The 22456-nt window shown below is 67.9% G+C and carries 27 protein-coding genes; 17 read left to right on the top strand and 10 right to left on the bottom strand.

Annotation, left to right across the window (positions count from 1 at the left end):
- The first annotated feature begins 25 nt into the window (after positions 1-25).
- From AU192_RS05240 to AU192_RS05225, 4 genes are all read left to right on the top strand, one after another.
- Complete coding sequence (locus AU192_RS05240; RefSeq protein WP_064394734.1) at positions 26-1780, top strand: BCCT family transporter; 1755 nt, start codon at positions 26-28, stop codon at positions 1778-1780.
- 6 nt (positions 1781-1786) lie between these two features.
- Positions 1787-2287 carry a DUF6912 family protein gene (locus AU192_RS05235; protein ID WP_423202672.1) on the top strand — a complete coding sequence of 167 codons (501 nt, stop codon included), beginning with the start codon at positions 1787-1789 and terminating at the stop codon, positions 2285-2287.
- A gap of 60 nt (positions 2288-2347) precedes the next feature.
- Positions 2348-3481, top strand: a complete 1134-nt coding sequence (locus AU192_RS05230; protein WP_064394732.1) for a ferredoxin reductase — start codon at positions 2348-2350, stop codon at positions 3479-3481.
- 69 nt (positions 3482-3550) lie between these two features.
- Positions 3551-4786, top strand: coding sequence for a fatty acid desaturase family protein (locus tag AU192_RS05225; RefSeq protein ID WP_064394731.1), 1236 nt, complete (start codon positions 3551-3553; stop codon positions 4784-4786).
- Positions 4787-5054: 268 nt separating this feature from the next.
- On the opposite strand, the gene rsgA is transcribed toward AU192_RS05225, so the two are convergent.
- Together rsgA and aroA are read right to left on the bottom strand one after the other, a co-directional pair.
- Positions 5055-6041 (bottom strand): ribosome small subunit-dependent GTPase A, encoded by a 987-nt coding sequence (gene rsgA / locus AU192_RS05220; protein ID WP_064394730.1) that lies wholly within the window; start codon positions 6039-6041, stop codon positions 5055-5057.
- The gene (aroA, locus tag AU192_RS05215; protein WP_064394729.1) at positions 6038-7357 is read right to left on the bottom strand and encodes a 3-phosphoshikimate 1-carboxyvinyltransferase; all 1320 of its coding nucleotides are present in this window, start codon (positions 7355-7357) and stop codon (positions 6038-6040) included. The genes rsgA and aroA overlap by 4 nt, the downstream gene beginning before the upstream one ends.
- Before the next feature lie 44 nt (positions 7358-7401).
- Between aroA and AU192_RS05210 the strand changes: the two genes are divergently transcribed.
- The 7 genes from AU192_RS05210 to AU192_RS05180 all read left to right on the top strand — a co-directional run bounded on the left by AU192_RS05210 (position 7402) and on the right by AU192_RS05180 (position 12582).
- Positions 7402-8163, top strand: coding sequence for an SOS response-associated peptidase (locus tag AU192_RS05210; protein WP_207544904.1), 762 nt, complete (start codon positions 7402-7404; stop codon positions 8161-8163).
- On the top strand, positions 8160-9689 hold the full coding sequence (locus tag AU192_RS05205; RefSeq protein ID WP_064394727.1) for a DUF7782 domain-containing protein: 1530 nt from the start codon (positions 8160-8162) through the stop codon (positions 9687-9689). Before AU192_RS05210 ends, AU192_RS05205 begins: the two co-directional genes overlap by 4 nt.
- A 41-nt stretch (positions 9690-9730) precedes the next feature.
- Positions 9731-10324, top strand: coding sequence for a TetR/AcrR family transcriptional regulator (locus tag AU192_RS05200; RefSeq protein ID WP_064394726.1), 594 nt, complete (start codon positions 9731-9733; stop codon positions 10322-10324).
- Between the two features lie 20 nt (positions 10325-10344).
- Positions 10345-11148 (top strand): enoyl-CoA hydratase/isomerase family protein, encoded by an 804-nt coding sequence (locus AU192_RS05195; RefSeq protein ID WP_064394809.1) that lies wholly within the window; start codon positions 10345-10347, stop codon positions 11146-11148.
- Positions 11149-11267: 119 nt separating this feature from the next.
- Positions 11268-11477 (top strand): hypothetical protein, encoded by a 210-nt coding sequence (locus tag AU192_RS05190; RefSeq protein ID WP_082694054.1) that lies wholly within the window; start codon positions 11268-11270, stop codon positions 11475-11477.
- The gene (locus tag AU192_RS05185) at positions 11474-12337 is read left to right on the top strand and encodes an oxygenase MpaB family protein (protein WP_064394724.1); all 864 of its coding nucleotides are present in this window, start codon (positions 11474-11476) and stop codon (positions 12335-12337) included. The genes AU192_RS05190 and AU192_RS05185 overlap by 4 nt, the downstream gene beginning before the upstream one ends.
- On the top strand, positions 12334-12582 hold the full coding sequence (locus AU192_RS05180) for a hypothetical protein (RefSeq protein ID WP_064394723.1): 249 nt from the start codon (positions 12334-12336) through the stop codon (positions 12580-12582). The genes AU192_RS05185 and AU192_RS05180 overlap by 4 nt, the downstream gene beginning before the upstream one ends.
- 38 nt (positions 12583-12620) lie before the next feature.
- On the opposite strand, the gene AU192_RS05175 is transcribed toward AU192_RS05180, so the two are convergent.
- Positions 12621-13469, bottom strand: coding sequence for an SDR family oxidoreductase (locus AU192_RS05175; protein WP_064394722.1), 849 nt, complete (start codon positions 13467-13469; stop codon positions 12621-12623).
- A gap of 98 nt (positions 13470-13567) precedes the next feature.
- Positions 13568-14053: an aminoacyl-tRNA deacylase gene (locus AU192_RS05170; RefSeq protein WP_064394721.1), complete on the bottom strand. Its 486-nt coding sequence runs from the start codon at positions 14051-14053 to the stop codon at positions 13568-13570.
- 242 nt (positions 14054-14295) lie between these two features.
- On the opposite strand from AU192_RS05170, the gene AU192_RS05165 reads away from it, so the two are divergent.
- Positions 14296-14952 carry a sigma-70 family RNA polymerase sigma factor gene (locus AU192_RS05165; protein ID WP_066848906.1) on the top strand — a complete coding sequence of 219 codons (657 nt, stop codon included), beginning with the start codon at positions 14296-14298 and terminating at the stop codon, positions 14950-14952.
- A gap of 44 nt (positions 14953-14996) precedes the next feature.
- Entirely contained in the window at positions 14997-15254 is a 258-nt protein-coding gene (gene rsrA, locus AU192_RS05160; RefSeq protein WP_233151284.1) for a mycothiol system anti-sigma-R factor, read from the top strand.
- Positions 15255-15276: 22 nt separating this feature from the next.
- On the opposite strand, the gene AU192_RS26245 is transcribed toward rsrA, so the two are convergent.
- Positions 15277-15369, bottom strand: a complete 93-nt coding sequence (locus tag AU192_RS26245; RefSeq protein ID WP_090355725.1) for a 50S ribosomal protein bL37 — start codon at positions 15367-15369, stop codon at positions 15277-15279.
- A gap of 154 nt (positions 15370-15523) precedes the next feature.
- Here AU192_RS26245 and AU192_RS05155 point away from each other — a divergent pair, with 154 nt between their 5' ends.
- Positions 15524-15739: a biotin/lipoyl-binding carrier protein gene (locus AU192_RS05155; protein ID WP_043414713.1), complete on the top strand. Its 216-nt coding sequence runs from the start codon at positions 15524-15526 to the stop codon at positions 15737-15739.
- 38 nt (positions 15740-15777) lie between these two features.
- Complete coding sequence (locus AU192_RS05150; RefSeq protein WP_064394718.1) at positions 15778-17265, top strand: sensor histidine kinase; 1488 nt, start codon at positions 15778-15780, stop codon at positions 17263-17265.
- A gap of 117 nt (positions 17266-17382) precedes the next feature.
- Here AU192_RS05150 and whiB1 read toward each other — a convergent pair whose 3' ends face one another.
- Both whiB1 and AU192_RS05140 read right to left on the bottom strand, forming a co-directional pair.
- Positions 17383-17637 carry a transcriptional regulator WhiB1 gene (gene whiB1, locus AU192_RS05145; protein ID WP_014208822.1) on the bottom strand — a complete coding sequence of 85 codons (255 nt, stop codon included), beginning with the start codon at positions 17635-17637 and terminating at the stop codon, positions 17383-17385.
- Positions 17638-17885: 248 nt separating this feature from the next.
- Positions 17886-18851, bottom strand: a complete 966-nt coding sequence (locus AU192_RS05140) for a diacylglycerol/lipid kinase family protein (RefSeq protein WP_064394717.1) — start codon at positions 18849-18851, stop codon at positions 17886-17888.
- Between the two features lie 51 nt (positions 18852-18902).
- Between AU192_RS05140 and AU192_RS05135 the strand changes: the two genes are divergently transcribed.
- On the top strand, positions 18903-19331 hold the full coding sequence (locus tag AU192_RS05135) for a hypothetical protein (RefSeq protein WP_064394716.1): 429 nt from the start codon (positions 18903-18905) through the stop codon (positions 19329-19331).
- Here the strand turns inward: AU192_RS05135 and AU192_RS05130 are convergent.
- Genes AU192_RS05130 through AU192_RS05120 form a run of 3 tightly spaced genes read right to left on the bottom strand, consistent with a single transcriptional unit; the run spans position 19280 to position 21509 of the window.
- Positions 19280-19765, bottom strand: coding sequence for a GNAT family N-acetyltransferase (locus AU192_RS05130; RefSeq protein WP_064394715.1), 486 nt, complete (start codon positions 19763-19765; stop codon positions 19280-19282). The two genes, AU192_RS05135 and AU192_RS05130, sit on opposite strands and share 52 nt — an antisense overlap.
- Positions 19762-20856: an isochorismate synthase gene (locus AU192_RS05125; protein WP_064394714.1), complete on the bottom strand. Its 1095-nt coding sequence runs from the start codon at positions 20854-20856 to the stop codon at positions 19762-19764. Before AU192_RS05125 ends, AU192_RS05130 begins: the two co-directional genes overlap by 4 nt.
- On the bottom strand, positions 20853-21509 hold the full coding sequence (locus AU192_RS05120; protein WP_416171883.1) for an acid phosphatase: 657 nt from the start codon (positions 21507-21509) through the stop codon (positions 20853-20855). Before AU192_RS05120 ends, AU192_RS05125 begins: the two co-directional genes overlap by 4 nt.
- Positions 21510-21515: 6 nt before the next feature.
- On the opposite strand from AU192_RS05120, the gene AU192_RS05115 reads away from it, so the two are divergent.
- A complete protein-coding gene (locus tag AU192_RS05115) occupies positions 21516-22352 on the top strand; it encodes a ParA family protein (protein ID WP_082694279.1) in 837 nt (278 codons plus the stop codon).
- Positions 22353-22456 lie beyond the last annotated feature (104 nt).

The following is a 22456-nucleotide window of genomic DNA, read 5'->3' as shown; positions in this document are numbered from 1 at the left end:
GCCAGCGGGGTCGAATTGGGTCACCATGACGACGAGCGCAGAGAACGAGACGCCAGGAAAAGCCAGGTCCGCCACACAGCGCGCATTTCGATCGCCGACCGATTCCGTCGTACCCCACCCGGCACTCGACCTGCCGCCACACGATGACGCGTTCACCCGCTCGCGCGGCGTGGACTGGATCGTCTTCGGGGTCACCGCGGTCATTGCGATTGCCTTCCTGGTGTGGGGCTTCGTCAGCACGGAGTCGCTGGCCTCCGCTTCGGACAGGGCGCTGACGTGGGTCATGGACACCACCGGGTGGCTGTTCGTGCTGACGGCCTCCGGTTTCGTGGTGTTCATCCTGTGGCTGGCGATCGGTCGCTTCGGCGCCATCCCACTTGGTCGTGACGACGAGGAACCCGAGTTCCACGGGGTGTCGTGGGTCGCGATGATGTTCAGCGCCGGCATGGGGATCGGGCTGATGTTCTTCGGGGTGGCCGAGCCGCTTTCGCACTACGCGACACCGCCACCGGGCACCGGCGAGCCGGGCAACACCGAGGCCGTGCAGACCGCGATGGCCACCACGCTGTTCCACTGGTCGCTGCACCCGTGGGCGATCTACGCGGTGGTCGGTCTGGCGATCGCCTACGGCGTCTACCGCAAGGGCCGACTGCAGCTGATCAGCGCGGCGTTCGAACCGCTGCTGGGCTCGCGCGCCAACGGACCGTGGGGCAAGGTCATCGACATGCTGGCGATCTTCGCCACGCTGTTCGGCTCGGCCGCCTCGCTCGGTCTGGGTGCGCTGCAGATCCGCAGCGGCCTGCAGATCGTCGGCGGTATCGGGGAAACCGGCAACGCCATCCTCGTCGTCATCATCACGGTGCTCACGATGGCGTTCGTGCTGTCGGCGGTCTCCGGGGTCGCGCGCGGCATCCAGTGGCTGTCCAACATCAACATGGTGCTGGCGATGGTGCTCGCGTTATTCGTATTCGTCGTCGGGCCAACGGTTTTCATCCTCAACCTGCTGCCGACATCGCTGGGCAGCTACATGGCGGACTTCGCGATGATGTCGGCGCGCACCGGCGCCGAAGGCTCCGCGGTCAACGTGTGGCTGCAGTCGTGGACGATCTTCTACTGGGCGTGGTGGGTGTCGTGGACGCCGTTCGTCGGCATGTTCATCGCGCGGATCTCGCGGGGGCGCACCATCCGTCAGTTCGTCACCGGCGTGTTGTTGGTGCCGAGCCTGGTGTCACTGGTGTGGTTCGCGGTGTTCGGCGGTTCGGCGATCCGCGTACAGGAGGAGGGCACCGACCTCGCCGGCGAAGGCAGCATCGAGGCTCAGCTCTTCGGCCTGCTCGAGCAGTATCCGATCGCGACCATCGCCAGCGTGCTGGTGATGGCGCTGGTGGCGATCTTCTTCGTCTCCGGCGCGGACGCCGCGTCGGTGGTGATGGGATCGCTGTCCGAACGCGGCACGATCAGACCCGGTCGAGCCACCGTGATCTTCTGGGGTGTAGCCACCGGCGCCGTCGCTGCGGTGATGCTGCTGGTCGGCGGGGAGGACGCGTTGACCGGGTTGCAGTCCATCACCATCATCGCGGCGCTGCCGTTCGTCGTGGTGATGGTCGGCCTGGCCGTGGGGTTGGTCAAGGACCTGCGCCGCGACCCGATGATGGTGCGAAAGAAGTATGCCGAAGAGGCCGTCGACAGCGCGGTCATCCACGGCGTCACGGAGCACGGTGACGACTTCGTCATCTCGGTGGAGAAGGATCCGGCGAGCGAGAAATCGCCCGACGACTAATCTCGCCTGGTGCGCGTCTACATCCCCGCGACCCTGACCATGCTGCAGCAGCTCGTGGCCGACCGGGTGCTCCATGCCCGCAGCGGTACGGCGTTTGCGGTGACGCCCTCCCTGCGCGAGTCCTACGCCGAGGGCGACGACGAAGAACTCGCCGAGGTCGCACGCCGGGAAGCCGCGCTGGCGTCGCTGCGCCTGCTCGGAAGCGAAGGGGTGGGCGACCTGCCGCCGCGCCGCGCGGTGGTGGAGGCCGAGGTCGACGGCGTGACGCCGCGCCCCGATCTCGATGACGCGGTGGTGCGGCTGGCCGGTCCGGTCGCCTTGGAGGACGTCATCGCCGCCTATGTCGACAATGCCGAAGCCGAGTCCGCGGTGTTGCCCGCGATCGAGGCCGTCGACGACGCGGACCTCGGCGACGAGGATGCCGACTTCGTCGTCGGTGATGCCCAGGACCACGACCTGGCTTGGTACGCGCCGCAGGAGTTGCCGTTCCTGCTCGACCTGCTCTGAGCCCCGTCGGCCCTGATCCCGGCTGGATACGGCTGTCGTAAGTTACGGTACCGTAGGTTCATGGCCAAGAACTCCATCAAGGTGTCGGCCAACGTCGCCGACACGGTGAAGCCGACGGTCGCCGGGACCAAGAACCCGGGCCTGCGCGCGCTGCGGACCATCGTGGGACGGGTCACTACGCCGCTGTTGCCCGACGACTACCTCAAACTCGCCAACCCGCTGTGGTCGGCGCGCGAACTGCGCGGCCGGGTGCTGAGCGTCCGACGCGAAACCGAGGACTCGGCGACGCTGGTCATCAAGCCGGGCTGGGGCTTCTCGTTCGACTACCAGCCCGGTCAGTACATCGGAATCGGCGTGCAGATCGACGGCCGTTGGCGCTGGCGGTCCTATTCGCTGACCTCGGCGCCGTCGCGCACCACCCGAACCATCACCATCACGGTCAAGGCCATGCCCGAAGGGTTCCTGTCGACGCATCTGGTCGACGGGTTGGCGCCCGGCACGATCGTGCGGCTGGCCGCGCCGCAGGGCAACTTCGTCATGCCCGACCCCGCCCCGGCGAAGGTGCTGTTCCTCACCGGCGGCTCCGGTATCACGCCGGTGATGTCGATGCTGCGGACGCTGGCCCGCCGCGACCAGATCACCGATATCGTTCATTTGCATTCTGCGCCAACCGAATCCGATGTGATGTTCGCCTCCGAACTCGCCGAGCTGGCCCTTGCGCACCATTCCTACCGACTGCGGACACGCGCGACGCGCACCCAGGGCCGGCTGGACCTGTCGCGCCTCGACGACGAGGTGCCCGACTGGCGCGAGCGACAGACCTGGGCGTGTGGTCCCGAGGGCATACTCGATGCCGCCCAGCGGTGCTGGTCGAGTGCCGGCCTCGGCGAACGCCTGCACCTTGAGCGTTTCGCGGTGTCCAAGGCCGCCGTGCACGGGCAGGGCGGCACCGTGGAGTTCGCGCGCAGCGGCAAGACGGCCACCGTGGACGCCGCGACTCCGCTGATGGACGCCGGGGAGCAGGTCGGGGTCCAGATGCCGTTCGGCTGCCGGATGGGTATCTGCCAATCATGCGTGGTGGGCCTGGTCGAGGGCCACGTCCGTGACCTGCGCACCGGTGTTGAACACGAGCCGGGCAGCCGAGTGCAGACCTGTATCTCCGCGGCATCGGGCGATTGCGTGCTCGATGTCTGAGGTTTACTGGCCGGTAACCTACGGGTACGTAGGTTACGGTATCGTAGGCACGCGAGAGGAGGCTTGACGATGGCAATCACTGACGTTCCCGAATTCGCGCATCTGACTGACGCGGATATCGAGAGTCTGGCTGTGGAACTGGATGCGATCCGGCAGGACATCGAAGACTCCCGCGGTGAGCGCGACGCGCGCTATATCCGTCGCACCATCGCCGGCCAGCGTGCGCTGGAGGTCGCGGGCCGCCTGATGCTGGCGGCAAGCTCACGCCGCTCGGCCTGGTGGGCAGGAACCGTGACCCTGGGCGTGGCCAAGATCATCGAGAACATGGAGATCGGCCACAACGTCATGCACGGGCAGTGGGATTGGATGAACGATCCCGAGATTCACTCCTCGACGTGGGAGTGGGACATGAGTGGTTCGTCCAAGCACTGGCGCTTCACCCACAACTTCATGCATCACAAGTACACCAACATCCTGGGCATGGACGACGACGTGGGCTATGGCCTGTTACGGGTCACCCGGGACACCAAGTGGAAGCCGTTCAACCTCGGAAACCTGCTGTACAACACGATTCTCGCGCTCGGCTTCGAGTGGGGCGTCGGCCTGCAGCACGTGGAGTTGGGCAAGATCTTCAAGGGCAGGGACAACCGCGACGAAAGCAAGATCCGGGCGCGCGAATTCGCCGCCAAGGCGGGCGCGCAGTTGGTCAAGGACTACGTCGCCTACCCCGCATTGACCTCGCTGTCGCCCGGTGCGACATACCGGTCGACGCTGACGGCGAACGCGGTCGCGAACGTGATCCGCAACGTCTGGTCGAATGCGGTCATCTTCTGCGGTCACTTCCCTGACGGCGCAGAGAAATTCACCAAGACCGACATGGTCGGTGAGAGCAAGGGCCAGTGGTATCTGCGACAGATGCTGGGCAGTGCCAACTTCGAGGGCGGCCCGGTACTGCGGTTCATGAGCGGCAATCTGTGCCATCAGATCGAGCACCATCTGTATCCGGACCTTCCGAGTAACCGGCTGCACGAAATCTCGGTCCGGGTGCAGCAGGTGTGCGACAAGTACGACCTGCCCTACACGACCGGTTCGTTCCTGGTGCAGTACGGCAAGACATGGCGGACCATCGCCAAACTGTCGCTGCCGGACAAGTACCTGCGCGACACCGCCGACGATGCGCCGGAGACGCGCAGCGAGCGGATGTTCGCCGAACTGGAGCCGACCCAACGGCGTGGTCTCAAGTCGTCAATCGCGGCCGTGCGGGCCCGTCGCCGCGAGAAGCGCGCCGCCAAACTGGCCGCCTAGCGCACTCTCCAGTGGCGCGAGCGCACTCTCATGTGGCGCCAGCGCACTCTCATGTGGCGCGAGCGTGCGTGCTTGCGCACGACACGCCGCGCATTCTCGACACTTTGCGCACGTTGGCGCCGCGGTGACCGTGCGTCCGGCGCCGAGCCGTCCCGCGTCGACAGCACTTCACGCACTCTCGTCGACGACGGGCGTGCACAAACTGCCGTAAATCAGCGGCGTGTCGGATGCAGACGCGCACGCTCGCGCAACGGGTGCGAGGCGCGCGCTACCAGTCTGACTCGTGCAGGGCGGCCAGCAGCCGGCGGGCGGCGGCGACACGGTCGAACGCGGGGCCGGTCAACGTGTCGAGTGCGCACTCCGGATCGGCGGGCGCACCCATGTGCCCACATCCGCGCGGGCAGTCCTTGATCGCCTCGGCCAGATCCGAAAACGCCAGCAGCACATCATCGGGTTCGATGTGCGCCAGTCCGAACGACCGGATGCCGGGCGTATCGATCACCCACCCGCCGAACTCCAGCGGCAGCGCCACCGACTGGGTCGACGTATGTCTGCCCTTCCCGACGTCGGTCACCTCTCCGGTGGCCCGCTCCGCCTGGGGGACAAGACGATTCACCAGCGTCGACTTTCCGACCCCCGAATGCCCGAGCAGAACGGTGACCCGCCCCGCGAGCATCGGGGCCACCGCGTCGAGCGGATCGTCGCGACCCGCCGTGGTGATTTTCAGATCAAGATCGGCGAATTGCGCCGCAAATGGTTCGGGCGGAGCGAGATCCGTCTTCGTCAGGCACAGGATTGGCTCCAGCCCGCCGGCATAGGCCGCGATCAGCGCGCGCTCGACCAGCCCGGTGCGCGGCGGCGGGTCAGCCAGCGCGACGACGATCAGCAGTTGGTCGGCGTTGGCCACCACGACCCGCTCGGTCGGGTCGGTGTCATCGGCGGTGCGGCGCAACACCGTTCGCCGTTCACCGCGTCGGACGATGCGGGCCAGCGTGTCGGGCCGGCCGGACAGGTCGCCGACGATTCCTACCTCATCGCCGACGACGATCGGGGTGCGGCCCAGTTCGCGCGCCCGCATCGCGACCACGCGGCGGTCCGGGTCGCCGCCGAGCGCGCAGCCCCATCGCCCACGGTCGACGGTCACCACCATCGCTTCCTGCGCGTCGGCGTGCTCAGGCCGAATCTTGGTCCGCGGCCGCGAGCCTCGGCCGGGCCGCACCCGGACATCGGACTCGTCGTACTCGCGTCGGTTCAAGCGGGGTCGACCTCCGCCGTCTGCCCCGCGAGCATGTCGGCCCACAACTGTGGGAAACCGGGCAACGTTTTGGCGGTGGTGTCGATATTCTCGACCGCGACGTCGGCGACCCGAAGCCCCACGATCGCGCCCGCGGTGGCCATCCTGTGGTCGGCATAGGACCGCCACAGCCCGCCGTGCAGCGGTCGGGCCGTGATCGCTAACCCGTCCTCGGTCTCCTCGCACTGACCGCCGAGACCGTTGATCTCCGCCGAAAGTGCCGCGAGCCGGTCGGTCTCGTGTCCACGCAGATGCGCGACACCCGACAGCTTCGACACTGAGCCGGGGGAGGCCAATGCCGCCAGCGCAGCAACGGCGGGCGTGAGCTCGCCGACCTCGTGCAGGTCGACGTCGATACCGCCGTACACCTCGGCACCACACACTTCGAGGTAGGTATCGCCATGTTGCACAACCGATCCCAGCTTCTTCAGAATCGAGATGATGGCATCGGCCGGTTGCGTGCTGACCCGCGGCCAGCCCGTCAACCGCACGCTGCCGCCGCTGACCACCGCGGCCGCCAGGAACGGCACCGCGTTGGACAGGTCGGGCTCGATGTCCCAGTGCCGGGCGGCCACCGGCCCCGGCGACACCCGCCACTGGTTGTCGCGGCCGTCGTCGACGTCGACTCCGGCGTCGCGCAGCATCGCGACCGTCATCGCCACATGCGGCGCGGAGGGGACCGAGTCGCCGGTGTGCACGACGGTGAGCCCGTCGCGGAAACCCGCTCCCGACAGCAGCAGCCCGGAGACGAACTGTGACGAGGCCGAGGCATCGATCTCCACGGTCCCACCGGTGACTGATCCGGCGCCGCGCACCGCGAAGGGGAGCCCATCGCCGTCGATGTCGACACCGAGGCCGCGCAACGCGTCGAGAAGGGGTGCGATGGGGCGGGCACGGGCCTGTTCGTCACCGTCGAACGTGACGGTGGCCGTGCCCAGGGCCGCCACCGGTGGCACGAACCGCAACACCGTGCCGGCCAGTCCACAGTCGATGCGCGCACCCTCGCTCGGCGCGATCCGCCCGCTGACCGACAGTTCGTCGGCATGGCCCTCGACCGTCACGCCGAGCGCGGCCAGCGCCCCGATCATCAGGTCGGTGTCGCGGCTGCGCAGCGCCCCGCTGATCGTCGATTCGCCGTTGGCCGTGGCCAGCGCCGCCAACACCAACGCCCGGTTCGTCTGCGATTTCGAGCCGGGCACGGTGACGGTGGCATGCACCGGAGCCGTCGTCGACGGTGCACGCCAGGCCTGGCGTTCTTGGTCTGCGGGCGCGCTCACCGCTCCATCTTCCCCTGTCGGCTCGCCGTGCCACCATGGGATTCATGTGTGGACGTTTCGCGGTGACCACGGACCCGGCGCTATTGGCCGAGAAGATCAAGGCGATCGACGAGACCACGGCGGCCACCTCCGGCGGTAAGGACGCGTCGGGGCCGAACTACAACGTCGCGCCGACCACGACTGTCAGCACCGTGGTCCAGCGCCACAGCGAACCCGACGACGACGCCACCCGGCGGCTGCGGTCGATGCGCTGGGGCCTGGTGCCGCCGTGGGTGAAGGCCAAAGAGGACGGCAGCCCCGAGACCAAGGGGCCGCTGCTGATCAACGCCCGTTCGGAGAAGCTGACCACCTCGCCGGCCTTCCGCAACTCGGCCAAGAACAAGCGCTGCCTGGTGCCGATGGACGGCTGGTACGAATGGCAGGGCCAGAAGGGCGCCAAGACACCCTTCTTCATGTACGCAGGCGACGGTGAGCCGCTGTTCATGGCGGGGCTGTGGACGACGTGGCGACCAAAAGACGCACCCAAGGACGCCAAACCGCTGCTCAGCTGCACGATCATCACCACCGACGCCGCCGGACCGCTGGCCGACATCCACGACCGCATGCCGTTGACCGTCAGCGCGAGCGACTGGGACCGCTGGCTGGACCCCGACGCGCCGATCGACGAGGGGCTGTTGCGCGGCCACGGAGACCTCGACCGCATCGAGATCCGCGAGGTGTCGCGGCTGGTGAACAGCGTGCGCAACAACGGCCCGGAGCTGATCGAGCCCGTCGAACCCCAGGCTGAACAAGGCACCCTGCTTTGACGCAGCCGGACCCGCCCGGCCCGCTGTCCGATGTCGCCGTCGTCGATGCGCTGGCCGCCGACCTGCGCAGCGCGGGGTACACGACCGACGCGGTGGCCGCGTTGCTCGGCGACGACGCCGACGCCGCGTTCGCCAGGGGAGTGTGGTGGCCGGCCCTGAGGGCCACCGATCGCGTCCTCGACGCCGGGACAGCACAGCGGCAACGCTTGGCGGTGCTGGTGCGGTTGTTCCTGCTGGGCTCGGCCGAACCCGGCGACCGCGTCGTCCTCGCGCTCGGCCCCGATATCGACGCACTCGTGGCGAATGGCGTGCTGGAGTGGGCGGCGGCGGGGACCGTGCGCGCCGCCCTTGACGTCCGGCCTCACAGCGACGGCGTCAACGACTTCTTCGTCGTCTCCGACCTGGACGCCTCGATGCGCTCGGGACCGGTGCGCCGCGACCACGTCCTCGGCATCGGCGGTGCGTCGGTCTCGCTGGCCCGCGCGGTCGTGCGCAGGCCTGTCGCCCGCGCGCTCGACCTCGGCACAGGCTGCGGAGTGCAGGCGCTGCACCTGAACGGGCACTGCGCGCAGATCGTGGCCACCGACACCAACGGGCGAGCGCTGGCGCTCGCGGCGGCGACCGCGCGGCTGAACGGCATGTCCTGGGACCTGCGGCGCGGCAGCCTGTTCGAGCCGGTGGTCGGTGAGCGCTTTGACCTCATCGTCTCCAATCCGCCGTTCGTGGTGGGTGCCGGCGTTCGCGACTACCTCTACCGCGACTCGGGTCTTGCCGGGGACACCCTGTGCCGCAACCTGGTCGAGCAAGTAGGTGCTCACCTGGAGCCGGGTGGCACGGCGCTGGTCATGGCGAACTGGATCGTCCGCCGAGACGACTGGGGCGATCGGGTGCGAAGGTGGTTGGCGGGCAGCGGTTTGCACGCGTGGGTGGTGCAGCGCGAGCTCGCCGATCCGGTCAGCTATGTGTCGCTGTGGTTGGCCGACGCCGGAGAGGATCCAGAGCAAGCGGCGCGCCGCGGAGGGCAGTGGCTCGACTGGCTCGCCGACGAGGGCATCACCGGCATCGGTATGGGGGTGATCGCGTTGCGTGCACCACGTTTGGGCGAGCACCGCCCGCCCGAGCACATCGTCGAGGCGTTCACCGGCGCCGACGAGGCCGTCACCGGAGACGAGGTCGACTCGTTCTTCGCGCGCCGGGAGTACCTGCACAACACCTCCGACGAGCAGTTGCTGGCGGCGAGGCTGTCGACGGCGCCGGTGTTCCTCGACGAACAGTCGCTGCCGGGGCCCGAGGGCTGGCAGGTCGTCGGCGCGGCCGTGCGCCGCCCCGGTGGGCCAGGTGCGGTCATCGGCGTCGACGAGATCGGGCGGGCGTTGTTGGCCGGCTGCCGGGGCGAGGCACCGCTGGGGACGTTGATCGACCTGCTCGCAACCGTTCACGGTGTCGACGCCGACGCGCTGGCGCGGGCCGCGCTGCCCGTCGTGCGGGAAGCGGTCGGGCGGGGCATCCTCTACCAGGCCACCTGACCCTTGACAGAGGATTCCTCGGTTGAGTTAGAGTAATTCTCGTGCCATCGCGGACGCGTCCCGATGCGCGGAGCCGGTTACTTGCCGTCGCGCGCCGCCGCTTCGCGTCCGACGGCGCGCTCTCGGCCACCCTCGACGAGGTGCGCCGCGAGGCCGAAGTGAGCGTCGGCGCGCTGTATCACCATTTCCCCGACAAACTTTCACTGGCCGCCGCTGTCTTCGCAGAGGTGCTCAGCGAATACCAGGCCGGGTTCGTCACCATGCTGCGCGGACACGACACCGCCGAGGGCGGCATCCGCGGCGGTGTCACCTATCACCTGCGGTGGATCTCGGCGCATCGCGGAGAGGCCGGTCTGCTGCTCGGGCCCCGGCTCGACAGCGCGGAACTGCGTGCACACAACGACGCCTTCTTCGCAGCCATCAAAGACTGGTGGCGTCCGCATCACGGCTACGGCGCGCTACAGCCGATGCACGTGGGGGTGACGGCAGCGCTGTGGCTGGGCCCCGCCCAGGAGTACAGCCGGTACTGGATCGCCGGAGCGGCCAAGCGGATACCGCCGGGCACCATCGATACCTTTGCCGACGCTGCGTGGAAGGCGTTGCGCGCCAACGATACCGAGGAGGACTTATCGTGACGGATTCGCTGTACCGGAACATGGTGACCAGCGGCGACGAGGCCGATGCGCCGCTTCGCGTGCGCGTCGAACACCGCGGGGACAGGGCCGTCGTAACGCTCGACGAGCCACGACGGCTCAACGTGCTGTCCGCCCCGCTGGTCCGCCAACTTCGGCGGGCGCTGACCGACCTGGACGCCGACCCCGACGTGCGTTCGGTCGTGCTCACCGGCACGGACCCGGGCTTCAGCGCCGGGGGCGATCTCCGCATGATGGACGCCGCGGTCGACCAACTCGACGCTCCGGAGGGCGCTGCCGACATCTGGCGCTGGATTCGCCGCGAATTCGGGGGTATCGCGCGGCTGATCGCCGGATCGGACACGATCTTCGTCGCCGCGCTCAACGGCGCAGCCGCAGGCGTCGGGCTGGCCTGGGCGCTGACCTGTGATCTCGTGATCGCCAGCGAACGTGCCGTCGTGGTGCCCGCATTCGCCAAGCTGGGACTGATCCCCGAGGTCGGCACCAGTTGGGCGCTGACCCGACGGCTGGGCTACCAGGGCGCGCTGGCCTACTATCTGCGCGGCGAACACATCGACGCCCGCGAGGCCCAACGGCTCGGCCTGGTGCAGGAGGTCGTCGATCACGACCGTCTGCTCGCGGCCGCCGACGACTGGTGTTCGCGCATCGCCGCGCTCCCGCCGCACGCCGTCGCGATGAGCAAGCCCCTGCTGCGGGCGGCCGCCGACGCCGACTGGTCCGGTGCCCTCACCCTGGAGGAGTTCGCCGAACCGACCTGCTTCACCACCGCGGCGTTCGCCGACAGCGTGCGCTCGATGCTCTCCTGAACCGGCACCGGCACCCCCGTACCGCGCTCGAGATTTCCCGCATCTGCCTGATCACGTCAGAATGGGCATTAACATAGTGCCGGGTAGGTCAGATGAGGGGGTCAGGCATGGTCACTGCGGTGAGGAAGCTCTTGAGCTTCGAAATGACCATCGCCGAGTGGATCGGCACCGGGCTCATCCTCGCCGCACCCTACGTCGTCGTCGGCCTCGGCTGGACCGCCCTGCGCCTGGACCGGCTCGACGGCAGCGGACTGGCCTGGTTCGTCCAGCTGGTCGGTTCCGTCGCGTTCTGGCCGGCGCTGGTCTTCTCGGCGGTGTGCGTCGGATGACGAACCGCCACCGCATCTCCGTTCGACGGCGCACCGCCCGATGGGACCCCGACGCCGATGTCACCGCCGCAGAGGCGATGGACTTCTGGGCGTTCGCCGGGGGAGCCGCCAATGTCGTCATGCAGCTGTCCTGGCCGGAGGTCGGCTACGGCGTCGCGGAGAGCAAGGTCGACTCGGGAAACCTGCTCAAACACCCGTGGAAGCGGGCGCGCACGACCTTCCAGTACCTCGCGGTCTCGGTGCTGGGCTCTCCCGATGACCGCGCGGCGTTCCGGGAGGCGGTCAACAGCGCGCACCGGCACGTCAAGTCGACCGCCGAAAGCCCGGTGCGATACAACGCGTTCGACCGCGACCTGCAGATGTGGGTGGCCGCATGTCTTTTCGTCGGGCTGGAGGACACCTATCAGCTTCTGCGCGGTGAGATGACACCGAAGCAGGCCGAGCAGTTCTACCGCTCCGCATGGCCGCTGGGCACCACCCTGCAGGTCACCGAAGACCAGTGGCCGCCGACGCGCGCCGAGTTCGACGACTACTGGCGCGTCGCGTGCGAGCGGGTGAAGATCGACGACCGGGTCCGCGAGCACCTGATGCACATGCTGAACCTGCGCATGATCAACCCGTTGCTGGGGCTGCCGTTTCGGCCGTTGCTGAAGTTCCTGACAACCGGATTCCTCGCGCCGGTGTTCCGCGAACAGATGGGCCTGCGGTGGAACGCATTTGCCCAGTTCCTGTTCGAATGGCTCTTCCTCACAGTCGCTTTCGTCAACAGGTTCATGCCGGTGTTCCTTCGCCAGGGCGGTAGCTACGTGCTGCTCGCCGACGTGCGCCGCCGGGTCCGTATGCACAAGGCACTGGTATGACGGCGTTGCGCCGCCTGCTCAGTCGCCGGGTCAGCGTCGAGGCGATGATCGAGGCAGGCATGTGGCTGTCGATCCCTTACCTGCTGATCGGCCTGGTGTGGGCGTTCTTCGACGCCGAGCAGGTGCAGTTGATCGACACCGCGCTGCGCACGCGGATCCCGGCCGGGTCGGACATCGGCGCGTTCATGGTGACGGCGGTGTTCTGGCCTGCCAACCTGTTCGGCATTGAACTCTGCGTTCCCTGACGCTCGGCGGCCAGGACCCCTATAGCTGGGTCCGCTGACTACGGGCCCGCGTATCCCGGCGGGTTCGGAGTGTCCACCCACAAATCGACGCCCAGTTCCGAACCGGGAACGCAGTCGTACACCGACAGGTCGGTCACGCCGGACTCCAGCAGCACGTCCTCGCACAGTAGGGACTGCCCGGTGTACTCGCGGGCGGGCTTGTTGAGGATTACGTAGGCAGAGTCGGCATAGACGTCGGGTTTGCGGGCGCGGCCCATCGCCTCGTCGCCGCCCAACAGGTTCTGCACGGCCGCGGTCGCCACCAGCGTGCGGGGCCACAGCGTGTTCGACGCGATACCGGCGTCGCGCATCTCTTCGGCGATTCCCAACGCGCACAACGTCATCCCGAACTTCGCCATCATGTAGGCAGTCGGCTTGAGCCACTGCGACTCCAGCCGGATTGGCGGCGACAGCGTCAGGATGTGCGGGTTCTCGCGGCCCTTCATGTGGGGGATGCAAGCCTGCGACACCGCGTAGGTACCGCGGATCTGGATGCCGTTCATCAGGTCGAACCGCTTCAGGGGGACGTCCTCGATCGAACCGAGGTTGATCGCCGAGGCGTTGTTGACGCAGATGTCGATGCCGCCGAACTGCTCGACGGTCTTGGCGACCGCCGCGTTCACCGAGTCACCGTCGCGGACGTCGCCGACGATCGGCAGCGCCTGCCCGCCCGCGTCCTCCAGCTCCTTGGCCGCGGTGTACACCGTGCCGGGCAGCTTGGGGTGGGGTTCGGCCGTCTTCGCGATCAGCGCGATGTTGGCGCCGTCGGCCGCGGCGCGCTTGGCGATCGCCAGGCCGATGCCGCGGCTCGCACCGGAGATGAACATGGTTTTCCCGTTGAGCGACATGCTCTCACCCTATCCGCCGCGAAATTGCATTCCGGCAGGTCCGCACTCGAACTTTCGCTGCTGGAATGCCGTTTCGCGGAAAATCAGGCGCCGGACGCTCAGGCGCAGATGGCTGCGGTCACCGCGTCGGTCAGTCGGATGAGGTCCTGCGGGGCCACGGCGACCTCCAAGCCGCGCTTGCCTGCGCTGCACAGCACCCGGTCCCACAGCAGCGCCGTCTCGTCGATCACCGTCGGCAGCGGCGTCCGCTGCCCGAGCGGGGAGATACCGCCGATCACATAACCCGTGGACCGCTCGGCGGCCGCGCGTTCGGCCATGGTGGCCCTGGCCGCGCCGAGCGCCGACGCGGCCGCCTTCAGCGAAAGCTTGGCAGGAACCGGCACCACCGCAACGCCGAGGCCGGTCGGCAGCGCCAGCACCAGCGTCTTGAAGATCTGTTCAGGCTCCACGTCCTCGGACCGGACAAGCGCCGCCACGGCTTCCTCGCCGAACGGCTGGCGCGGATCATGGCGGTAGCGCAGAACCTCATGCGCAACACCGGCGGCCACCAGCGCGGCGATGGCCGGAGTTGCTGCGCGTGCCACCGCGCCAGCCTAGTGCGACGCTCTTACGTCGGGCTTCGGGGAACAATCGGGGCCGGTGCCGCTGTTGTTGACGGTGGCTGCACCGCGGCGGGAGTTCGCGGGCAGAAAACATGTCGGTCTCAACCTCTAGGATGAGCGGAGGGGGTCAGGTGCCAACGCTGGCTATGGACTTTCCAGTGCTCCCGGTCGATCTGCCGGGTTTGTTCGCTGGCACCGCGACAGAAGGGACGGTGTTCCCCACCATGACCGACTCCGACGGGTCAACCCGAGATTCGGCGCAAGAGGCTCCTGAACCGCAGGAGACCGACGCCGAGCTCACCGCGCGCTTCGAGCGTGACGCGATTCCGCTGCTCGACCAGCTGTACGGCGGCGCGCTGCGGATGACGCGCAACCCCGCCGACGCCGAGGACCTGCTGCAGGAAACCATGGTCAAGGCGTACGCCGGCTTCCGGTCGTTCCGCGAGGGCACCAACCTCAAGGCGTGGCTCTACCGCATCCTCACCAACACCTACATCAACAGCTACCGCAAGAAACAGCGTCAGCCGGCGGAGTACCCCACAGAGGAGATCACCGATTGGCAGCTCGCGGCCAACGCCGAGCATTCGTCGACCGGACTGCGCTCGGCCGAGGTGGAGGCGCTCGAGTCGCTGCCGGACAACGAGATCAAGGAAGCGCTGCAGGCGCTGCCGGAGGATTTTCGGATGGCGGTCTATTACGCCGACGTCGAGGGCTTCCCATACAAAGAGATCGCCGAGATCATGGACACGCCGATAGGCACGGTGATGTCCCGGTTGCACCGGGGCAGGCGCCAGCTCCGCGAGCTGCTGGCCGACGTGGCCCGCGACCGCGGGTTCATTCGGGGACAGCAGATGGACACACCCGAGGAGGTCTCGTCGTGAGCTCGTTCTCTGACGAAGAGCGATGGCAGCCCCCCGTCGGTCCCATCGACCCCGAGCATCCCGAATGCGCCGCTGTCATTGCCGAGGTGTGGACGCTGCTCGACGGTGAGTGCACCCCCGAAACCCGCGACAAGCTGCGGCACCATCTCGAGGAGTGCCCCGCATGCCTGCGGCACTACGGCGTCGAGGAGCGGGTCAAGAGCCTGATCGCGAAGAAGTGCGGCGGCGAGAGAGCTCCGGAGAGCCTGCGCGAGCGTCTGCGCATCGAGATCAGCCGCACCACCATCATCCGGCGCGGTTAGCGCCGAGGATCACGCCTAGGCGCTAGCGCACCGACTTCGAGCCGGCGTTGGGCCGCTTACCGTGGTTGGCCTTCGTGTGCTTGCGGTCACGCTTCTTACGGCCACGCTTGGCCATGGTCTACCTCCGAGTGCTCTGGGGATTCTCGGCCCGTGCTCGGCGGGCGCGTTCGGACCATTGTCTCATGGCCCGGCGACAGCGCTGACAAGCCGGTCGTGTGGTTCGATGTAGGCCGAAAGTCGTACAGCAGCGGAAAGCGGATGGGGTGATGATGGCCGAGGACGTTCGCGCTGAGATCGTGGCCAGTGTGCTCGAGGTCGTGGTGAGCGAGGGCGATCAGATCGGCGAGGGGGACACCCTGGTGCTGCTGGAGTCGATGAAGATGGAGATCCCGGTGCTGGCCGAGGTGGCGGGCACCGTGAGCAAGGTCAGCGTTTCGGTTGGCGACGTCATCCAGGCCGGTGACCTCATCGCGGTGATCAGCTGATCACCGCGTCGTGAACCACCGCCGGAAGTAACCCCCCGATGTCCACCCTCGGTGATCTGCTCGCCGAGCACACCATGCTGCCCGGCAATGCGGTGGACCACCTGCATGCTGTGGTCGGCGAATGGCAACTGCTCGCCGACCTGTCCTTCGCCGATTACCTGATGTGGGTGCGCCGCGACGACGGCGCCCTGGTCTGCGTCGCGCAGGTGCGGCCGAACACCGCGCCGACGGTACTGCTGGCCGACGCGGTCAGCACGCTGGCCGACGCCGACGCGATGCCACTCGTGGCCACGGCGTTCGCAGCGGGTGAAATCGTCGTGGGAGACGGTGCGGGACAACAGGTTTCACCAGGGCTCAACGTCGAGGCCGTTCCAGTCCGGTACGAGGACGAGGTGGTCGCGGTGCTGACGCATCAGACCGCATTGGAGTCCAGGAAGGCCAGCCCGCTGGAGTCGGCCTACCTCGACTGTGCAGGCGACCTCCTGCACATGCTCTCGGAGGGCACCTTCCCCAACGTGGGCGACATCGCGATGTCGCGCTCGAGCCCACGCGTCGGCGACGGGTTCATCCGGCTCGACGGGGCGGGTGTGGTTACCTTTGCGAGCCCCAACGCGATCTCGGCCTATCACCGGATGGGGCTGGCCGCCGAACTCGGCGGGCACAACCTGGTCACCGTCACACGCCCGCTCATCGGTGACCCGTTCGAGGCGCAGGAACTGGCCAACCATGTGCGCGACTCGCTGGCCGGCGGATCGAGCATGCGCATGGAGGTCGACGCCGGTGGTGCGGCCGTGCTGATGCGTACGCTCCCGCTCGTCGTGCACGGCCAACCGGTGGGCGCAGCGGTGCTGATCCGCGACGTGACAGAAGTCAAGCGCCGCGACCGCGCCCTGCTGTCGAAGGACGCCACGATCCGCGAGATCCACCACCGGGTGAAGAACAACCTGCAGACCGTCGCGGCGCTGCTGCGCCTGCAGGCCCGTCGCACCAACAACGACGAAGGCCGCGAGGCGCTGATGGAATCGGTGCGACGGGTCTCCTCGATCGCGTTGGTCCACGATGCGCTGTCGATGTCGGTGGACGAGGAGGTCAACCTCGACGAAGTGGTCGACCGGATCCTGCCGATGATGAATGATGTTGCCGCCGTTGACAGTCCGATCCGCATCCGCCGGGTCGGCGATCTCGGTGTGCTCGACGCTGACCGCGCCACCGCGCTGATCATGGTGATCACCGAGCTGGTGCAGAATGCCATCGAGCACGCCTTCGACCCCGGCGTGCGCGAGGGCAGTGTCACCATCCGCGCCGAGCGCTCGGCCAGGTGGCTGGATGTGGTCGTCCACGACGACGGCCGGGGACTACCCGACGGGTTCAGCCTGGAGAAGGTCGACCGGCTCGGATTGCAGATCGTGCGGACGCTGGTGTCTGCCGAACTGGACGGGTCGCTGGGCATGCGCGAGGGACAGGACGGCGGAACCGATGTGGTGCTGCGGGTGCCGCTGGGCCGGCAGCGTCGACTCGCGCAGTAGCAAACTTCGCAATTCGCAAATCGGCCTTTCGTGTCGTAAAGCGGCCGTTATTGCATTTACAGAAAGATACGGCCCCGACGAATGTCGGGGCCGTATCTTGTTTGGTTCGGGTAGTGCTCAGACTCCGCTGCGGGCCTTGGTGCGAGCATTGCGACGCTTGAGTGCGCGACGCTCGTCCTCGCTCATACCGCCCCAGACACCGGCATCCTGTCCGGACTCCAAAGCCCAGGTCAGGCACTCAGTGGTCACGGGACAGCGGTTGCAGACGAGCTTCGCGTCAGCGATCTGAGCGAGCGCCGGGCCGCTGTTTCCCACCGGGAAGAACAGTTCCGGATCCTCATCGCGACAGACCGCCTTGTGGCGCCAATCCATTAGATCAAACTCCTCGTCAGATACGTCACCCGTGCGCAGCACGGCGCACGGCATATTCTTCGGCTGTTTAACGCGTGCACATTGAATGTTTCTGCAACGTTGCTTCGATGCTTTCACAGGCTGGACAGATGTCAATACTCGCGAGTTAACAAGTGCGCAATGTCACTAGCCGGGTGGCTTCGCACGCCGCAGACTCGTCTGTACTAGACTCGATCCAACTGCGCCCGAAATCCTACGCCGCAGGCCGATCACCGCAGGTCAGAGACCTCTCCAGGTGCAGGTGCCAACACGCCGAGCGCGTCGGGGACGGCGGTGAACATCATCGAATCGCGTAATCCGACGTAGTCGCCGTCGATCTGGCAGGCGACCGGTGCCTCGCTGGTGACCTGCAGCCACGACAGGTCGTCGTCACGGACCAGATGCTTGGCCTCGATGCGGGCTTTCTTGGACAGCATCCGCCGCACCAGCATCAGGTTGGCCCACACATTCATGCTGGTCGTGGCGAAAACACCCAGGCCGGTCTCGAATGTTGTCATCGGGTTGGTCCAGACCGGGCGGGCGTTGGCGTACGTCCAGGGGCTGGCGTTGGACACGAACGCGAAGTGCACGCCGCCGATCGGTTCGCGGTCGGGCAGGTGCACGGTCAGCGACGGTTCCTTACGGGTGCTGGCCAGCATCTCGCGGATGGCGACGCGGATGTAGCGCGAAGCGGTGACGACGCGGCCCTTCGCGCGCTGCGCCTCGACGGCGGCCACCACGTCGCCGTCGACGCCCATCCCCGCGGTGAACACGCCCCAGCGTTCACCGCAGTCCATCAGCCCGATGCGCCGCCACGACTTGCGGCGGCGGTACTCCGACAGCAGGTCGATCAGCTGATTGGTCGCCTCGATCGGGTCCGGGCTGATGCCGAGGGCGCGCGCGAAGACGTTGGCCGACCCGCCGGGCACCACGCCGACGGCAGGCGCTGCCGCGCCCGGCCCACCGACCTCGAGAATGCCGTTGACCACCTCGTTCACCGTGCCGTCGCCGCCGTGCACGATCAGGACGTCGACGCCGTCACGCGCTGCGTCGCGGGCGATCTCGATGGCATGTCCGCGGTGATCGGTGTGCGCGACGGTCAGCTTCACCCGACTCTCCAGCGCATGGGCCAACAGATCACGGCCGGCCGGAGTCGTTGACGTCGCATTCGGGTTCACGATCAGCACGGCGCGCACGGGGTCTGAGCCTACTGAACCGGTTCTGCGCGCCCCTCTACGCTCGAAGGCGTGATCGTTCCATCTCCGACGACGGTGCGCCAAGCCGCTGTCCTGGTTGCCGTGGAGGGCGCGGCTGCCCTGGTCGCGGCGCTGGTCTATGTGGTGAGCGGGTTCGGCAGGGCCGAAGAGTCCGGGCTGAACAAATACGGCACGGCGCTGTGGTTCGCGATCATGGGCGCCGGTGTGCTCGCCGCGGCATGGGCGTTGTGGACGGGCAGGCGGTGGGGGCGTGGCATCGCCGTGTTCGCCCAACTGCTGCTCCTACCGGTCGTCTACTACATGGGCGTCGGTTCGCACCAGTGGTTGTACGCCGCGCCCATCGGCGTGGTGGCGGTGGTGACGCTGGCGCTGCTGTTCAGTCCCTCGACCCTGGAGTGGGTGGGGACTCACGGCGATTCTGCGGCCAGTGCCGACAGTTCGGGCCCCGAGACGCGGTAAGTGATCCAGTCCGTCTGTTGCTTGCCGCCGACGGCCTCGTAGAGCGCGATCGCGTTGACGTTCCAGTCGAGCACCGCCCACGACAACCGGGTGTAACCGTGCGTGGTGCACTCCCGTGCCAGGGTTGCCAACAACTTGTGGGCCAACCGGCGCCTGCGGAACTGCGGGCGCACGTAGAGGTCTTCGAGGTGGATGCCGGCGACACCGTCCCATGTGGAGAAGTTGCGAAACCACAGCGCGCCCGCGGCGGCCTGTCCGTCGACCTCGGCGATGTGGCCCGCGACGGCGGCCGGTTCGTCGAAAAGCGCTCGGCGCATCTGGTCTTCGGTCACGGTGCACTCGTGCGCGGCGTGTTCGAACTCGGCGAGTTCGTGGACCATCGCGGTCAGCTCACGCTCGTCGCCGGGGCGCACCCTGCGGATCAGCTCGGTCACGTCGCGGCGCCAAGCGCGGCGAGGATCGTGGTGAATTTGGTTGTGGTTTCCTCGAGTTCGTCGTCGGGATCGGATTCGGCGACGATGCCGCCGCCCGAATACGCCTCGGCCGTACGGCGATCCGCCGACAGCGCCGCGCAGCGAATCGACACCACCCACCGGCCGTCGCCGCGTTGGTCGCACCAGCCGACCGCACCGGCGTAGAAACCCCGGTCGCCTTCGAGCTCGGCGATCAGGTCGGCCGCATCGGCGGTGGGCACCCCGCCGACCGCAGGCGTGGGGTGCAGCGCGATGGCCAAGTCCAGTGCGGTGATTGATCTTTCGCGAAGTGTGCCGGTGATGCGGGTGGCCAGATGCCACACCGAGTCAGTCTTGCGAAGCGCCGGTTCGGCGGCTACCTCGAGGTCGGCGCACAGCGGCTCGAGCGCGTCGCGGATCGTGTCGACCACGAACTGGTGCTCGCGAAGGTTCTTCGCCGACGCGGCCAGCGCGGCGCCGTTCGCCTCGTCGGTGTCGGGATCGGGGGAGCGCGGCGCCGAACCCGCGAACGGTGCGCAGACCACCTGATCGCCGCGGCGGGCCACCAGTAGCTCGGGGCTTGCGCCCACCAGCACGCTCCCGGAGTAACCACCGCCCGCGGCGGTCAGGTCGGCGAGGTACCCGTTGGCCGCGGGATCGGCGCTGACGAGCCGGTGCAGGACGGTGCGCGCGTCCAGCGGTCCGTCGGCGGCCAGCCGAAGGGCCCTGGCGAGCACGACCTTGTGCAGCCCGCTCGACGGGCTGTTGAGCCGGTCGACGGCGCTGGCGACCCGCGTGCGGTGTTCCTCGGGATCCGGCAGCGCCTCGGCTATCTGTACGCCGGGCATCGGGCGTAGCGGCCAGTCCGGCAGCGCGTCGAGGAACTGGACGCTCTGCGGGCGGATCAGCGCCGCCGGTTTGGTCAGGTCGAAAGGCAACGCCCCCACGATGATCGGGGCGCTGTGCGATGCCAGCGCGGCTCGCGCCTCAGCGACCTTCGGGAACGCGGTGTGCACTCCCTCCGCGACGACGGCGCCGCGGGAGGCCAGGACGAAGGACGGTTCGCGGGTCACCGTGGTTTACACGGATCCTGATGGCCGGTCAGTCCCTGCGCGATGATCTGGCGCATGGCGTGCTCGAATCCGAGGACGGCCAGCGACGCGGGCGCCATCGCGAACCGGATCCCGTCGGACACCGGCAGCTCGACCCACCGCGCGATCATCGAGCGGGAGAAGTGCGCGTGGCCCACGAACACGACGTCGCGCGATGTCATATGGCTCAGCGCCGACTCCAGGGCGCGGTCGGCGCGCTGCGTGACCGTCTCCACGCTCTCGCCGCCGTCGGCGCCGTGCGTCCAGATCAGCCAGTCGGGGACGGTCTCGCGGATCTCGGGCGTCGTCAGCCCCTCGTAGCGGCCGTAGTCCCATTCCCGCAGAAGCGGCGACACCTCGTCGATGTTCAGCCCGGCCAGTTCGGCGGTCTGCACCGCGCGCCGCAATGGGCTGGACAGCACCAGGGGGTGGTCCAGTTCCAGTTCGGCCAGCGCTTCGGCGGCCAGCTTGGCGCGTTCCACGCCGACCGCGGTCAGTTCGAGATCGGTGTGGCTGGTGTGCCGACCGCTTCTCGACCACTCCGTTTCGCCGTGACGAAGCAGGATCAGGCGGTGCTCCAAAAGGGCCACGCTCACTGATTCTGCCGCACGGTCGGTCGCGGTGTCCCGACCCATGCAACGATGGGCACCGTGACGCGAGTACTTGCGGTCGCCAATCAAAAGGGTGGGGTAGCCAAAACGACGACGGTGGCGTCGTTGGGTGCGGCGATTCAGGAGACGGGTAAGCGGGTCCTGCTCGTGGACCTCGACCCGCAGGGGTCCCTGACGTTCTCCCTGGGCCACGACCCGGACAAGCTGGCGGTGTCGATCCACGAAGTGCTGCTCGGCGAGGTCGAACCCGACGTCGCCCTGCTGGAGACGCCCGAGGGGATGACACTGCTGCCCGCCAACATCGACCTGGCGGGGGCCGAGGCCATGCTGTTGATGCGCGCCGGGCGCGAGTACGCGCTCAAGAGGGCGCTGGCCAAGCTCGGTGTCGGAGCCGGAACGCCGGCGACATCAGGCCGAGCCGAGTACGACGTGGCGATCGTCGACTGTCCGCCGTCGCTCGGCGTGCTCACGCTCAACGGGTTGACCGCCGCCGACGACGTGATCGTGCCGCTGCAGTGCGAGACGTTGGCGCACCGGGGCGTGGGGCAGTTCCTGCGCACCATCGCCGACGTCCAGGCGATCACGAACCCCGACCTCAAACTGCTGGGCGCGCTGCCGACGCTGTACGACTCCCGCACGACCCACAGCCGCGACGTGCTGCTCGACGTCGCCGACCGCTACGACCTGCCGGTGCTGGCGCCGCCGATCCCGCGCACCGTCCGCTTCGCCGAAGCGAGCGCCTCGGGAGCGTCGGTGCTGGCCAGCCGCAAGAACAAGGGTGCGGGCGCCTACCGCGAGCTGGCCACCGCGCTGCTCAAGCACTGGAAGAACGGCAAGCCGATGCCGACGTTCGCCCCAGACATATAGCGATTTCGGTGCACTACCGATCGCTGCGTGGCTGTTGCGATTTGTGGTTGGTTGCCGGTGGGCGGTGACAGGTTGGTGGTACAGGTTGGTGGTGTGGCCCCGGT

The organism is Mycobacterium lehmannii, from assembly GCF_001499925.1.
GTDB lineage: Bacteria > Actinomycetota > Actinomycetes > Mycobacteriales > Mycobacteriaceae > Mycobacterium > Mycobacterium lehmannii.
This window is presented reverse-complemented; position numbering and strand designations above follow the sequence as displayed.

Coding starts and splice junctions, on each gene's coding strand:
- AU192_RS05150 (WP_064394718.1), top strand. CDS start 15,778: ATGTCCACCCTCGGTGATCTGCTCGCCGAGCACACCATGCTGCCCGGC.
- AU192_RS26245 (WP_090355725.1), bottom strand. CDS start 15,369: ATGGCCAAGCGTGGCCGTAAGAAGCGTGACCGCAAGCACACGAAGGCC.
- AU192_RS05155 (WP_043414713.1), top strand. CDS start 15,524: ATGGCCGAGGACGTTCGCGCTGAGATCGTGGCCAGTGTGCTCGAGGTC.
- AU192_RS05230 (WP_064394732.1), top strand. CDS start 2,348: ATGGCCAAGAACTCCATCAAGGTGTCGGCCAACGTCGCCGACACGGTG.
- AU192_RS05240 (WP_064394734.1), top strand. CDS start 26: ATGACGACGAGCGCAGAGAACGAGACGCCAGGAAAAGCCAGGTCCGCC.
- AU192_RS05175 (WP_064394722.1), bottom strand. CDS start 13,469: ATGTCGCTCAACGGGAAAACCATGTTCATCTCCGGTGCGAGCCGCGGC.
- AU192_RS05180 (WP_064394723.1), top strand. CDS start 12,334: ATGACGGCGTTGCGCCGCCTGCTCAGTCGCCGGGTCAGCGTCGAGGCG.
- AU192_RS05120 (WP_416171883.1), bottom strand. CDS start 21,509: ATGGGTCGGGACACCGCGACCGACCGTGCGGCAGAATCAGTGAGCGTG.
- AU192_RS05195 (WP_064394809.1), top strand. CDS start 10,345: ATGGTGACCAGCGGCGACGAGGCCGATGCGCCGCTTCGCGTGCGCGTC.
- AU192_RS05210 (WP_207544904.1), top strand. CDS start 7,402: ATGTGTGGACGTTTCGCGGTGACCACGGACCCGGCGCTATTGGCCGAG.
- AU192_RS05115 (WP_082694279.1), top strand. CDS start 21,516: ATGGGCACCGTGACGCGAGTACTTGCGGTCGCCAATCAAAAGGGTGGG.
- AU192_RS05225 (WP_064394731.1), top strand. CDS start 3,551: ATGGCAATCACTGACGTTCCCGAATTCGCGCATCTGACTGACGCGGAT.
- AU192_RS05165 (WP_066848906.1), top strand. CDS start 14,296: ATGACCGACTCCGACGGGTCAACCCGAGATTCGGCGCAAGAGGCTCCT.
- whiB1 (WP_014208822.1), bottom strand. CDS start 17,637: ATGGATTGGCGCCACAAGGCGGTCTGTCGCGATGAGGATCCGGAACTG.
- AU192_RS05185 (WP_064394724.1), top strand. CDS start 11,474: ATGACGAACCGCCACCGCATCTCCGTTCGACGGCGCACCGCCCGATGG.